The following is a 13457-nucleotide window of genomic DNA, read 5'->3' on the forward strand; positions in this document are numbered from 1 at the left end:
GGGCAGTTTCGGCGGTGGCGGTTCGTCCGGCGGCTGGTGACACAACAATAATGAATGAGCACTTCACGACATGGCATTACTGACTGAACACGAACAACGCAAAGTCGCCGAGGCTATCGCCCGGGTCGAGCGCGACACCGACGCCGAATTGGTGACGGTGCTCGCCGCACGCGCCGACGACTACGCCTACATTCCGCTGCTATGGGCCAGCATGCTGGCGTTGGTGGTGCCGGGCATCGTCCACTACCTGACCGGTTGGTTGACCCTGCACAGTTTACTGATCGTGCAGTGGGTGAGTTTCGTCCTGCTGTGCCTGCTGTTTCGCCTGCCGAAAATCACCACCCATCTGGTGCCACGCCGCGTGCGCCATTGGCGGGCCTCGAATCTGGCGCGCCGACAGTTTCTTGAGCAAAACCTCCATCACACGGTCGGCAGCACCGGCATGCTGATTTTCGTCTGTGAGGCGGAGCGGTATGTGGAGATTCTGGTGGACGAGGGGATTTCGAGGCGGATCGATAACCCGCGCTGGGATTCGATTGTTGCGGCATTCACCGAGCATGTGAAGCAGGGGCAGACGTTGCAGGGGTTTGTGACGTGCGTCGAGGCGTGTGGCGAGTTGCTCAAAGTGCATGTGCCGGTGACGCAAGTGCGCAATGAATTGCCGAATCGGTTGGTGGTGTTGGGTTAGGGCTCAGGACTTTCTCTGGTTTCCAAAACCAACCCCTCACCCCCGGCCTTCTCCCAATGGGAGAGGGGGAAAGGGAGCCGATCTCCGTCGTGTTCAAGACCGAGTTCAACTCGGTATCTCAGGTCAGAGTGCCTCGCAATAAGAAATCGGTCAGTCCCCTCTCCCTCCGGGAGAGGGTTAGGGTGAGGGCTTTTCAGACCGTTCGGTAAATAACCGCGTGTCCCAAAGCCTCATCCCCCCTAAAATACCCGCCATTCCCGATTTGCCCCGCCCCGAGGCCGTTTTCTCCATGTCCGTCACCGGCCCAGCCGCCAAATCCACACCGGATCATCACGCCGAATTCATCAATCTGCTGCAATCGAGCCTCGCTGAACATGGCTTCATCAAACTGGTGTTGGCCAAATACGTCGGCGAAGAAGCGGACATGCAGCGAATCATCATCAAACCGGTGACGGTCAAGGCGCAGCCGTGTCTGTCCTTCGTTTATCGCTACAAGACCCGCGACATCACTAAAAATCTGGCGCTGGCCGAAGGCGTGGCAGTCATCGCCGAGCTGCTGCCGGCCGCGTTCAAAAATGCGCATTTGTTGACATTGACTGACGAAGCCCAGCTCGAATACAGCAAAAAGGGCAAGACTTCGCTGTTCAAGAGCAAACCTCAGCAATTGCGCGAAGTGCCGTCCGCCGAGCACAACCGCGAGAAAAACCGTTTTCTGGAATTGAGCCGTCCGTTCCTGCGGGATTTGGGCGTGACCAACGCCAATAACGAACTGATCCCGGCGATGTCGCGCAAGTGGAAGCAGATCAACAAGTTCATCGAAGTGTTCAGCCACGCCCTGACCTCGTCGCCGCTGGCGCTGGACAAACCGGTGCGGGTGGCGGACTTCGGTTCGGGCAAGGGCTATCTCACGTTCGCGATCCACGATTACCTGCGCAATACGCTGAAGGCCGAGGGCGAAGTCACCGGCGTCGAGTTGCGCGAAGAAATGGTCAACCTGTGTAACACCGCCGCCGCGAAGCTGGATCATCCGGGGCTGGTGTTCAAATGCGGTGACGTGCGCAGCGTGGCACCGAGCGAGCTGGACGTGATGATCGCCCTGCATGCCTGCGACATCGCCACGGATTACGCGATCCACACCGGCATTCGTTCGGGCGCGTCGATCATCATGTGCTCGCCGTGCTGCCACAAGCAGATCCGCCTGCAAATCCAGAGCCCGGCGCTGCTCAAGCCGATGCTGCAATACGGTTTGCACCTGGGTCAGCAGGCGGAAATGGTCACCGACAGTCTGCGTGCGCTGTTCCTTGAAGCCTGCGGTTACGAGACCAAAGTGTTCGAGTTCATCTCGTTGGATCACACCAACAAAAACAAAATGATTCTGGCGGTCAAACGCGCCGAACCGACCGATCCGGCGCAATTGCTGGGGAAAATTCAGGAATTGAAAGATTTCTACAACATCAGCGAACACTGCCTGGAAACCCTGCTGCGCGCCGACGGTTACCTGTAGGCGCTGCAGCAGGCTGCGATCTTCCGGCTGCAGGGCACGCGGAGCGTCCCGGGCTGCATTCCCACGCGGAGCATGGGAACGATCAGGTCGCAGCTGCTCCTACACAGGGCTATACATTGGCTGTTCGGGCGGGGATGACGGTGGTTTTGCGTCCTAGCATCACGGTCGCAATGACGCCGCAGGCAAACACCCAGGTAATCGGCTCGACATGTTCACCGAAGAACACCGCTGAAAACGCGATGGTGAAGAAGATCTGCAACAACTGGATCTGACTGACCCGGGCGATCCCGCCCATCGCCAGCCCGGCGTACCAGGCAAAGAATCCAAGAAACTGCGAAAACAGCGCCACGTAGCCGAACGCCCACCAGGCCTTCGCGGATACCGCGCCCTGATGTTGCAACGCCAGGTAAAGCACCGGGCCGATCAGTAACGGCGTCGACAACACCAGCGCCCAGCAGATCACTTGCCAGCCGCCCATTTCCTTTGCCAGTCGACCCCCTTCGGCATACCCCAAACCGCCCACGGCAATCGCCCCGAGCATTAGCAAATCCCCCGACTGAATACTGCCGGCGCCGCTGAGCAGCGCATAACCAAGCACCAGCGCACTGCCGAGTGCCGCGCAGGCCCAGAAGGCTTTCGACGGCCGTTCATGGGACAACCACGCGGCGTAAAGCGCCACGCACAGCGGTTGCAGACCATTGACCAACGCGCCGTGGGATGCCGGCAGGGTTTGCATCGCCCAGGCCGACAGCACCGGAAACCCCAGAATCACGCCGAGAATCACCAGGCTCAACCCTTTGATTTGATGCCAGGTCGGCCATTTCTCCCGTCGCCAGAGCAACAGCAACGCTGCCGGAATCGCCGCGAACAGCGCGCGGCCGAGGCCGTTGAGCAACGGATGGAGTTCCTGCACCACGATGCGGGTAAAGGGCAGGGTCAGGCTGAAAATCACAACGCCGAGCAGGCCTAGGGCCATGCCGGTATTTTCGCGGGAAGACATGTGGGTGACCCGGGTTTGAGGTGGCAGAGGATAAGGTTTCATTCAGCCATAAATCACGCCGGTTGCAGTGTTACAGCTGGCCGCGTAGTTGGGCGTACAGTTTGCCGACGCCATCGCGAACAGGCTCGCTCCCACAGGGGAAATGCATCCAATTGTGGGAGCGAGCCTGCTCGCGAAGAACGACAACGCCGTAGTAGCCGGTTGTTACCCGCCTCAGTGGATCGGGACTACCCTGAATATTCCTGAACACCCACGCACTTTCCAGAGGAGCCTTCCCCATGGCGGCGAAAAAAATTCTCATGCTGGTCGGCGATTACGTCGAAGACTACGAAGTGATGGTGCCGTTCCAGGCCCTGCAAATGGTTGGTCACACCGTCCACGCGGTCTGCCCGGACAAGGCCGCCGGCAAGACCGTGCGCACCGCGATCCATGACTTCGAAGGCGACCAGACCTACAGCGAAAAACCCGGTCATCTGTTCGCCCTCAACTTTGACTTCGCCAACGTCGACGCGGCGGATTACGACGCACTGCTGGTGCCGGGCGGTCGTGCGCCGGAATACCTGCGCTTGAACGAAAAAGTCCTCGACCTGGTGCGCGCCTTCGACAAGGCCGGCAAACCGATTGCCGCCGTGTGTCACGGTGCACAACTGCTGGCGGCGGCGGGTATTCTCGAGGGTCGCGAGTGCAGCGCCTACCCGGCCTGCGCGCCGGAAGTGCGCCTGGCGGGCGGCATGTTCATCGATATCCCGGTGACGGACGGCCACGTTCAAGGCAATCTGGCCACCGCGCCGGCCTGGCCCGCGCACCCGAATTGGCTGGCCGGTTTCCTCGGTCTGCTCGGCACTAAAATCACCCTGTAACGAGGTTTCGCCGATGTGCGAGCTCTACGTCAAGGCTGACCCGATTCTCTACGAATCGCGCTCCCGTTCGCTGCGCATTGGCGGGGTGGTCACCACGTTGCGCCTGGAAAACCAGTTCTGGGACATCCTCAGTGAAATCGCTGAGGTTGATGGCATGACCACCAATCAGTTGATCGCCAAGTTATATGAAGAAGTGATGGATTATCGCGGTGAAGTGGTCAACTTCGCGTCGTTCCTGCGGGTGAGTTGCTCGCGGTATCTGAGCCAGCGGCGGGGCGTGGTGCCTGAGTTGTCGGTGGTGCGGGCGGTGGCGAAATAGCTGATACCGAGTGGACGCCATCGCTGGCAAGCCAGCTCCCACAGGTTATGGGGTGTACTCAAAATCACTGTGGGAGCTGGCTTGCCAGCGATGAGGCCAGTTCAGGCGACAGACATTCAGGACTGGTCTTTACTTTGAAACGCGAATCCTCTCAATCGCCCAAGGAGAAACAAGCATGTCCGGATGGTACGAAGTGAGCAAAAGCAGCAACGGTCAGTTCAAGTTCGTGCTGAAAGCGGCGAACGCCGAAACCATTCTGACCAGCGAGCTGTACACCACCCGAGCGGCGGCCGACAGCGGCATCGCCTCGGTACAGACCAACAGCCCTCTGGATGAACGCTACGAGAAGAAGTCGACCAAGGACGGCCACCCCTATTTCAATCTCAAAGCGGCCAATCACCAGATTATCGGCAATAGCGAAGCGTACTCCTCTGACGCGGCGCGGGACAAAGGCATCGCCAGCGTCAAGACCAACGGCCCGACCAGCGTCATCAAGGACAAGACGTTGCCGGTTCTTTAAATGTAGGCGCGAGCCTGTTCGCGAATGACCGCTTTCGCGAGCAGGCTCGCTCCTGCAATGGAGGGCTTAAACCTCGACCGGCACCGACAATTTTGGACTGCCCAGCGCATGGCTCTTCGAATCAAAAAACCGCAATTCAGCGCCCGTCCCCTCAAACACCTTCGCGTAATGCCGTTTCTGGTGCTGAATGAACGCCGCACTGCGCGGGTAAATCGAGATCGCCACGGCCTTCGGTTTCGCCAACTGCAAGGCCCGCACGATGTGCGCGTCCTGCTCACCCAGCGCGTGGCCGAAGATGCACAGACTCTCGGCATGCCCCAACAATTGGTCGTAACAGAACGACAGATAGTCCGAACTGCGGATGGTCTTGAGCTTCTCGGCACTCGGCCCTTCGTTGACGAACAGCGGCACGTCGTCGAGGGTCTTGATCGTGTTGTTGATGGCGAAACTGCCCAGCAGTGTGCCTTCGGTTGACGTCAGTTTGCGCGCGGTGCCGTCCTGGTTGCGCACCAGATGAAGGCCGCCGTGGAGGTAGAGCAAGCGGGTTTTTTCAGTGCCGCTGGCCGCCAGATCGAAACTCGCGTCAGCGCTGTTGAACAGGTCGTCGATGACCTCGCTGCGCTGCTGGATGGCCCAGTAGTTGAGCAAGTCGTAATTGGTGGTGAACACCGTCTGATAATTCGCCAGTTCCGCATTCAGTGCCGCCAGCGTCGACGGCTGAATCAGCCGCCACGGGATGTGCACCGCATGGACGCTGTTGATCAGCGCTTCCTTGATCGCGTAATAGCGATTGCGCGGCGCCGCCGAGCTGACCGCCAGGGCTTTGTTGACCCGGCTGGTGGTTTTCAGCGCACCTAGCACCTGTTCGAAGCTGCGGGTCTGCATCGCGTCGAAAACGCTCAGTTCCGAAGCGCTCAGGGGTTTTTCTTCCACCGTGCGGGCGTATTCGAACAGCGAGTCGTAGCCGAAATCGTCCCACACCGCGCGACTGGCGCCGTTGCCCACCAGCAGGCCATTGAAAGCGATGGCGCTGCGCAAGGCGTTCCAGTCTTCGAGGTGGGCGTCGACATCGAGAAAATCGGTCATTGCGTGGCGAGTCTCAAAACAAAGGGCAGATGGGCGGCGACTTTATCACGACCGGGCATTGAGCCAGATCAACATCCGTCGTGAGCGATCGGTCGATTCTGTGTCCATCCACCGGATGGCAGCAGCCGATCCGCCCCTGTCAGGAGCACACACATGACCAGCACCTTTTTCATTCCCGCCGTGAACATCATGGGCAGCGGTTGCCTCGATGAAGCCATGGACGCCATCCGCAACTACGGTTTTCGCAAAGCGCTGATCGTCACCGACGCCGGGCTGGCGAAGGCTGGCGTGGCAGCCCTGATCGCCGAGAAACTGGCAACGCAGGACATCGACTCGGTGATCTTCGATGGCGCCAAACCCAATCCGAACACGGCCAACGTCGAATCCGGCCTGGGACTGCTCAAGGAAAGCCGTTGCGATTTCATCGTCTCCCTCGGCGGCGGCTCGCCCCATGACTGCGCCAAAGGCATTGCGCTGTGTGCGACCAACGGTGGGCAGATCGGCGATTACGAGGGCGTCGACCGATCGGCCAAGCCTCAATTGCCGCTGATCGCCATCAACACCACCGCCGGCACTGCCAGCGAAATGACCCGTTTCTGCATCATCACCGATGAATCGCGTCACGTAAAAATGGCCATCGTCGACCGCAACGTCACGCCGTTGCTGTCGGTCAACGACCCGATGCTGATGGTCGCTATGCCCAAAGGTCTGACCGCCGCCACCGGCATGGACGCGTTGACCCATGCCATCGAAGCTTACGTGTCGACCGCCGCCAACCCGATCACCGACGCCTGCGCGCTGAAAGCCATGACCCTGATCAGCAACAACCTGCGGTTGGCCGTGCGTGACGGGAGCGATCTGGATGCGCGGGAAAACATGGCCTACGCGCAGTTTCTTGCCGGCATGGCGTTCAACAACGCATCGCTGGGTTTTGTGCATGCCATGGCCCACCAATTGGGCGGTTTCTACGACTTGCCTCACGGCGTTTGCAATGCCGTGTTGTTGCCGCATGTACAAAGTTTCAATGCGCTGGTTTGTGCTGAACGGCTGACCGATGTTGCCCTGGCGATGGGCGCTGATATTCGTGGCTTGACTCCGGAAGAAGGCGCTCAGGCCGCCATCGCCGCCATCCGTTGCCTGGCCAAAGACGTTGAGATTCCCGGCGGTTTGCGCGAGCTCGGGGCCAGGCTGTCGGATATTCCGGCGCTCGCCGCCAATGCCCTCAAGGATGCATGTGGGCTGACCAATCCTCGCGCGGCGGATCAGCGCCAGATCGAAGAAATTTTCCGCAGCGCGTTTTAAGCGCTTCGCTGGACGGGCGTCGCTTTCAGGCAAAGCAAGGCGCCCCGGTGATGATCGGTCTGCTGATCGCCATTGCGTACATCGGCGGCGCGATCAGCATGGTGGTGATCGGACGAATCCGTGATCTGACCGGCATCACCACCCCGGCGCTTTACGTCATCAGCGTGGCGGCATTGATCGCGGCGGCGTTGCTGATGTAGGGGTTGCCGCAGAAACTGCGCACGCTCGACAAGTATTGAAGTCGAAGGGCCAGTTCTGCCGCCCAAAATGCCCTCGTTCCCTCGTTCCCTCGTTCCCTCGTCACCCAACAGCCGTAACATTCCTTTCAAACACCCCGCCAAACTGAATCAACACCACCCCCGCAATCAACAACACTGCCCCAAACACCCTCGGCAAAGTCAACTGCTTCTCCACCAACCCAAACAACCCGAAATGATCCAGCACCATCGACGCGATCACTTGCCCGGCCAACGCCAGCGCCACAAATCCCGATGCGCCCAACTTCGGCAACAACATCACCGCCAACGCGACAAAACACACCCCGAACGCACCACCGGCCCACATCCACAACGGTGCCCTGCTGATAAACGCCAGCGACGGCAACGGCAAACGCAGCGCCACAATCACCGGCAGCAGCACCAACACACTCACCAGCAACGACGCCAACGTCGCCCACAACGGGTGCCCGAGCCCGCGAGCCAGATTGCTGTTGATCGCACTCTGAAACGGCACCACCGCCCCGGCAAACGCGGCCAGCAACAACAGACCGGCCCACTGCAACGTACTCATGATCAAACTCCAACAAGGTTTTGCTGGACTCTAGAGTATTCGTCGCGCAGATTTAAATTCCGTTTCGTCATCCAGAACATGCATCAAATGAATGATCTGCGCCGCATCGACCTCAACTTATTGGTGATTCTCGACGCCTTGCTCAGCGAGCAACACGTCACCCGCGCCGCCGAGCGCCTGCACCTGAGCCAGCCAGCGGTCAGCCATGCGCTGGCCCGTTTGCGCGACTTGCTTGGCGATCCGCTGCTGGTGCGCGCCGGTTCGACGCTGGCGCCCACCGCACGAGCCCTGGAGCTGGTCGCGCCCCTCGCCGAAGCGCTGGCCCAAGTGCAGTCGTTGCTGGCACCCAATACCTTCGATCCGGCCAGCGCTCGCCGCACCTTTCGCGTGGCGATGTCCGACTACGGCGCCGCGATCATCTTGCCGAACCTGATCCGCACCCTGCGCCGGGAAGCCCCGGGCATCGACCTGCAAATCAGCCACGCCAGCCGCGAAGGCATGCTCGACGGCGTCTTCAACGGCGACATCGACCTCGCCGCCGGCGTATTCCCCGAACTGCCTCACGAGTTGCGCAGCACGCCGCTGTTCGAAGAACATTACGTTTGCCTGCTGGACCGCCAGACCTTACCCGCCAACGGCGTCCTCGACCTGCCGACCTACCTTTCGCGTCCTCACGTTTTGCTGGAAATGCGCGGCAGCGGCACCCCGGAAATCGAGCGCACCCTCACCGCCCTGCGCGAACGCCGCCGCGTCGCCATCAGCCTGCCGCACTGGAGCGTCGCGCCGCAGTTCATCGGCGGCACGGATCTGATTTTGACCGTGGCATCACGGGCGCTGGATGACATTGACCAACAATCATTGGTCGTGGTGCCGCCACCGTTTGCGATTGCGCCGTTCACGTTTGTGTTGGCGTGGCATAAACGGCGGGGCGGGGATCAGGCGTTGAACTGGTTGAATCGCAGGATTGGGGAGGGGATTGGGCAGGTTGAGGTGTATTGAATTTTCAGTGGTTGCCAAGCGCGGTCAATCAATCAGACGTTCGGGCGCATCTGAAAAGATGCTTGATAAGGTCGTCATTTATCCTGTTTGACGCTCCACTTTTCAAAGACGGTTTTAACTTCTTCAGGCGAAGCAAAGTCTTGAGCATCTGCTTCTTTCAACGCCTGCTCGATTTCTCTTTTGGTAGGTCGGCTTCGCCGATCTGATCATCACATCGAGCGGCACCGTGTTGAAAAACGTCAAATCAGGCAAGGAATGCCTGTCGAAAACCACCGACCTGAAAAAACTCGGGTCACGCTGACCTGTGACGGCCAGAGATACGGGTTGCCGGAAGCGCTCAGAGGTTATTGAATCGGCAGCGGCTGAGATAGACTGGCCGCCAGGTTCTTCCGGCGCTTGCAGGTTTTCTCATGACTCCATCGTTGCTAATGGCCGTGCTGGCCTCGGGTTTCATCTACGGCATCACTCCGGGCCCGGGCGTGCTGGCGGTGTTTGGCATTGGCGCGGCGCATGGGCGGCGGGCCGGGGCGGGGTTCCTGTGCGGGCATTTGCTCGGCGATGTGGTCTGGTGCAGCACGGCGCTGATTGCGATTGTCGGCGCTCGCGAAATCGGCAGCACGGCGTTTGATGTGCTGGGCGTGCTCAGTGGCCTTTATCTGTTCTGGCTCGGCTGGCGCGCCGTGCGGGCCAAGCGCCGCAGCGATGACGCCCCGCAGGGCGCGGCGCGCAATCCGTTCTGGCACGGCATTTTGTTCGGGCTGACCAATCCCAAGGCGTATCCCGTGGCGGTCGCGACGTTCACCGCGTTGCTGTCGAGCCGCGCCGAACTGCTCAACTGGTCGATGCTGCCGGCGTTGATTGCCTTGAGTTTCCTGGGCGGTTTGCTGGCCTACGCTATTCTCATTGGCGTCGTCGGTGCGCGGCGGGTACGCACGCTGTACCGGCGCCATGAGCTGGCAATCACCCGGTTGTGCGGAGTGATGTTTATCGGTTTCGCCATCAACGCGTTGGTGCATGCGTTGCCGGGGCTGATGCCGAGCAAGGCTTGAAATGGCTTGCATTGGACGCAAGCAAGACAGGGCAGGGACGATCAAACAGCGCTGCATTGACCGGACACCCACGCTGAACCATGGATAGCCGAAATCACGCGCCGCTGGCGAGCTACATCGACCTGTTGCTGGACGCCGTTTGCGCGGTCGACAAGCAAGGCTATTTCGTTTTTGTCAGTGCCGCCTGTGAGCGGGTCTTCGGCTATACACCTGAAGAATTGATCGGCCGCCCAATGATCGATCTGGTACACCCGGCGGATCGTGAGCGCACCTTGGCCGCCGCGCACGACATCATGGGCGGCGAACCCAAGCACAATTTCGAGAACCGCTACGTGCGCAAGGACGGCAGCGTCGCGCATATTCTGTGGTCGGCGCGCTGGTCGGAAGTTGATCAACTGCGTATTGCTGTTGCCCGCGATATCACCGAACGCAAACAGGCTGAGTCCCGTCAGGCGGCGCTTTACGCGATCTCCGAAGCCGCCCATGCGGCGGAAGATTTGCTGGCGCTGTTCAAGCGCATTCATCTGCTGATCGGCGAATGGTTGCCGGCATTGAATTTCTCGGTGGCGCTGTATGACGAGCACTGCGCGCAGCTGAATTTTCCCTATCACGTCGACGATAACGAATTGCAGCCCGAACAGCCCGGAACTGTAACCGGGCGCCTATGCGCTGAAGTGATCCGCACCGGTCAGCCAATTTTGCTGACGCCCGATTGCCCGCAATCGCTGCCCGGTTTCGAAGCGCTGGTGGCGGGACAGGACTCGCCTTGCTGGCTCGGCGTACCGTTGAACTCGAAGAACGGCACCATCGGCGCGTTGATTGTGAAAAGTTTACCCGGCAACGAACGCTATACCGAGCAGGATAAAGAACTGCTGCAGTTCGTTTGCGCTCAGGTCGCCACCGCCATCGAACGCCAGCAACTGCACGCCCGCCTTCGGCGCATGGCGCAATACGATCAGTTGACCCAGTTGCCCAACCGCGAATTACTGCGCGACCGGCTCAAAGCTGCACTGGCTGACGCCCGGGCGGAATCGGGGCACATGGCGTTGCTGTACGTCGATCTTGACCACTTCAAGCAAGTCAATGACACGCTTGGCCATGCGGTCGGCGACATGCTCCTGCAAACGGTGGCCAATCGACTCAAGGGCTGTGTACGAGAATCCGACACCGTGGCACGTATCGGTGGCGACGAATTCGTCGTGCTGCTGCACAGCGTTCATGCCGTCGAAGATGCCGACAGCGTGGCGGAAAAAATCCGACAGGTGCTGGTGCAGCCGATGCGCCTTGATGGACATAGCCTGCACATCGAACCGAGCATCGGTGTGGCCCGTTATCCGGAACATGGTCGTGAAGAACAACAGTTGTTTCGTCACGCCGATCAGGCGATGTATGCAGCCAAACGCCTGAATCACTTGGCTCACGACGTCTGAGGTCAATTCGCCATTCGTCATTTCGACAACAGGTTTTCTCGAACGAATAGGCCAGATGCAGGTCGCAAAGGTGTGAGAACTATTTGTTAAGTGGGTTTGTTAGGTGGGCGGAAGCGTGGCTTTCGCTTGAATATTTCAGAGAAGGAGGGCGCGACCATGAGCCGGATGGCCACCCGAGTACGCCAGTTAAGTTTTGTAACGCTGTTGGGTCTGTTTGCCAGCAGTGCTTTTGCCCAGTCGCCTGCCGATTTCATCAACGATGCGTCGGCCAAAGGCATGGCTGACATCGAAGCCAGTCGCTTGGCGCACCAGAAAAGTGAATCCAAGGAGGTCAAGGATTACACCATCGTGGTGATCAACGACCGCACCACCGCCAACCAGCATCTGGCGAAAATCGCCAAGAAACTGGATCTGCCGGTGGCACCACACGAAGCAGTCGCCGACAAGGCCAAAGAACTGATGCCTGAGGTCAAGGACGGCGCAACGTTCGATAAGGCCTATGCCGCCAGCCAGGTCAAAGCGACCGAAGAAGCCATCGAACAGATCCAGCAGGAAGCGCAGACCACTGATGTGCCGGAGATAAAAGCCTTCGCTGATGAAACCCTGCCAAAACTGCAAAACCATTTGGAAATGGCCAGGGCATTGCAAGCCAGCCGCTGATCTTCAGTTGAAAAAAAACGGCGCTTTCGGGCGCCGTTTTTTATGGGTCAGCATTCGTTCAAGTCCTGCTTGGGCTGGTGTTTGCTTTTGTCACCCAGCCCTTCGAGATTGAATACCTGGCCTTCACCCATCGCCCGATAATGTTTGCGCAGCGCCTCCAGTTGCTGGAGATCCAGCGCCTCCAGTCCGAGCATCGCGTTCTGCGCTTCTTTGGTCACCAGCAGCAACTCGTCGATTTTCAAATGCAGGATATCGGTGTCGCGGTTCTGGGTGTTCTGGATCAGGAACACCATCAGGAACGTGATGATCGTGGTCGAGGTGTTGATGATCAATTGCCACGTGTCGTTAAATCCAAAAATCGGCCCGCTCACCCCCCACAACGCGATCAAAATCAATGCCCCCATAAACACCTTGGGGCTACCAGCCCACAGCGCTAGTTTCTGGGAAATCTTTGCGAATTTCATTGCCGTGTTCCTTGTTGTGGGGAGCTTGAAATTCAGACATCGGCGAAGCGGTGAAAATTCTGCTTACAAAAATACGTCGCAACTCAATCTCTGTAGGAAGTCTGCGGGTGCATCGGGATTTGCGTTTGGCTTTGGTCGGGTAGGCCAACGCACGGCCGTCGATGTATCGTGGCGAACCGCTTTACTGCCCTCGACAGGAGAACGCCATGAGTTGGTCCGCCAAGCAATACGTCACTTTCGAAGATGAACGCACCCGCCCGGCCCGTGATCTGTTGGCCGCGATACCGACGGTTAATGCGCAAGCTGTCGTCGACATTGGCTGCGGCCCGGGTAATTCGACCGAGTTGCTGGTGCAGCGTTTTCCGGGAGCATCGGTGCGCGGGCTCGACAGTTCGGCGGACATGATCGACGCGGCTCGCCAACGCTTGCCGGACGTGCAGTTCGACGTGGCGACTATCGACACCTGGCGCGGTGACGGCCCGTTCGATGTGATCTTTGCCAACGCGGTGTTGCAGTGGGTGCCGGATCACGCCACGTTGCTGCCGTCGCTGGCGGGCAAACTGGCCAACGGCGGGAGCCTGGCGATCCAGATGCCGGACAATCTCAACGAGCCGTCCCATCGGCTGATGCGCGAAGTCGCCGCCAGTGGCCCTTGGGCAGACAAACTTGCGGGAGCGGCGGGACAGCGCACGGACATGGCCGATGCCAGCGCGTATTTTTCGATGCTGCGACCCCATTGCGCGCGGGTCGATGTGTGGCGTACGACGTATCACCATCAGTTGTCGGG

The 13457-nt window shown here is 59.5% G+C and carries 16 protein-coding genes; 12 read left to right on the top strand and 4 right to left on the bottom strand.

The window, feature by feature from the left end:
* Positions 1-70: 70 nt before the first annotated feature.
* Positions 71-688, top strand: a complete 618-nt coding sequence (locus GIW69_RS25570; protein WP_236485556.1) for a TPM domain-containing protein — start codon at positions 71-73, stop codon at positions 686-688.
* 289 nt (positions 689-977) lie between these two features.
* Positions 978-2192 carry a class I SAM-dependent methyltransferase gene (locus GIW69_RS25575; RefSeq protein WP_236485557.1) on the top strand — a complete coding sequence of 405 codons (1215 nt, stop codon included), beginning with the start codon at positions 978-980 and terminating at the stop codon, positions 2190-2192.
* A gap of 109 nt (positions 2193-2301) precedes the next feature.
* Here GIW69_RS25575 and GIW69_RS25580 read toward each other — a convergent pair whose 3' ends face one another.
* Positions 2302-3192, bottom strand: coding sequence for a DMT family transporter (locus tag GIW69_RS25580; protein ID WP_236485558.1), 891 nt, complete (start codon positions 3190-3192; stop codon positions 2302-2304).
* A gap of 278 nt (positions 3193-3470) precedes the next feature.
* On the opposite strand from GIW69_RS25580, the gene GIW69_RS25585 reads away from it, so the two are divergent.
* The 3 genes from GIW69_RS25585 (at position 3471) to GIW69_RS25595 (ending at position 4891) form a co-directional block, all read left to right on the top strand.
* On the top strand, positions 3471-4052 hold the full coding sequence (locus GIW69_RS25585; RefSeq protein ID WP_236485559.1) for a DJ-1/PfpI family protein: 582 nt from the start codon (positions 3471-3473) through the stop codon (positions 4050-4052).
* Between the two features lie 13 nt (positions 4053-4065).
* Entirely contained in the window at positions 4066-4371 is a 306-nt protein-coding gene (locus GIW69_RS25590; protein ID WP_236485560.1) for a ribbon-helix-helix domain-containing protein, read from the top strand.
* Between the two features lie 175 nt (positions 4372-4546).
* A complete protein-coding gene (locus GIW69_RS25595; protein ID WP_236485561.1) occupies positions 4547-4891 on the top strand; it encodes a YegP family protein in 345 nt (114 codons plus the stop codon).
* 66 nt (positions 4892-4957) lie between these two features.
* On the opposite strand, the gene GIW69_RS25600 is transcribed toward GIW69_RS25595, so the two are convergent.
* Positions 4958-5977 carry a DUF4917 family protein gene (locus GIW69_RS25600; RefSeq protein WP_236485562.1) on the bottom strand — a complete coding sequence of 340 codons (1020 nt, stop codon included), beginning with the start codon at positions 5975-5977 and terminating at the stop codon, positions 4958-4960.
* A gap of 153 nt (positions 5978-6130) precedes the next feature.
* Here GIW69_RS25600 and yiaY point away from each other — a divergent pair, with 153 nt between their 5' ends.
* Together yiaY and GIW69_RS25610 are read left to right on the top strand one after the other, a co-directional pair.
* Entirely contained in the window at positions 6131-7279 is a 1149-nt protein-coding gene (gene yiaY, locus GIW69_RS25605) for an L-threonine dehydrogenase (RefSeq protein ID WP_236485563.1), read from the top strand.
* A 50-nt stretch (positions 7280-7329) separates the two neighbouring features.
* Positions 7330-7479 carry a hypothetical protein gene (locus GIW69_RS25610; RefSeq protein ID WP_236485571.1) on the top strand — a complete coding sequence of 50 codons (150 nt, stop codon included), beginning with the start codon at positions 7330-7332 and terminating at the stop codon, positions 7477-7479.
* Positions 7480-7579: 100 nt separating this feature from the next.
* Here GIW69_RS25610 and GIW69_RS25615 read toward each other — a convergent pair whose 3' ends face one another.
* Entirely contained in the window at positions 7580-8068 is a 489-nt protein-coding gene (locus GIW69_RS25615; RefSeq protein ID WP_236485564.1) for a DMT family transporter, read from the bottom strand.
* A gap of 78 nt (positions 8069-8146) precedes the next feature.
* Between GIW69_RS25615 and GIW69_RS25620 the strand changes: the two genes are divergently transcribed.
* The 4 genes from GIW69_RS25620 (at position 8147) to GIW69_RS25635 (ending at position 12206) form a co-directional block, all read left to right on the top strand.
* Positions 8147-9067 carry a LysR family transcriptional regulator gene (locus GIW69_RS25620; RefSeq protein ID WP_236485565.1) on the top strand — a complete coding sequence of 307 codons (921 nt, stop codon included), beginning with the start codon at positions 8147-8149 and terminating at the stop codon, positions 9065-9067.
* Positions 9068-9477: 410 nt separating this feature from the next.
* On the top strand, positions 9478-10116 hold the full coding sequence (locus tag GIW69_RS25625) for a LysE family translocator (protein WP_236485566.1): 639 nt from the start codon (positions 9478-9480) through the stop codon (positions 10114-10116).
* An 80-nt stretch (positions 10117-10196) separates the two neighbouring features.
* Positions 10197-11546, top strand: coding sequence for a diguanylate cyclase domain-containing protein (locus GIW69_RS25630; RefSeq protein WP_236485567.1), 1350 nt, complete (start codon positions 10197-10199; stop codon positions 11544-11546).
* Positions 11547-11702: 156 nt separating this feature from the next.
* Complete coding sequence (locus GIW69_RS25635; RefSeq protein WP_236485568.1) at positions 11703-12206, top strand: DUF4142 domain-containing protein; 504 nt, start codon at positions 11703-11705, stop codon at positions 12204-12206.
* A 47-nt stretch (positions 12207-12253) separates the two neighbouring features.
* On the opposite strand, the gene GIW69_RS25640 is transcribed toward GIW69_RS25635, so the two are convergent.
* The gene (locus GIW69_RS25640) at positions 12254-12670 is read right to left on the bottom strand and encodes a low affinity iron permease family protein (protein ID WP_236485569.1); all 417 of its coding nucleotides are present in this window, start codon (positions 12668-12670) and stop codon (positions 12254-12256) included.
* A gap of 206 nt (positions 12671-12876) precedes the next feature.
* Here GIW69_RS25640 and GIW69_RS25645 point away from each other — a divergent pair.
* A partial coding sequence (locus tag GIW69_RS25645; RefSeq protein WP_236485570.1) for a methyltransferase domain-containing protein occupies positions 12877-13457 on the top strand: 581 nt, incomplete at its 3' end.

Origin of the sequence: Pseudomonas syringae (assembly GCF_021605415.1) — a bacterium.
Lineage (GTDB): Bacteria > Pseudomonadota > Gammaproteobacteria > Pseudomonadales > Pseudomonadaceae > Aquipseudomonas > Aquipseudomonas syringae_S.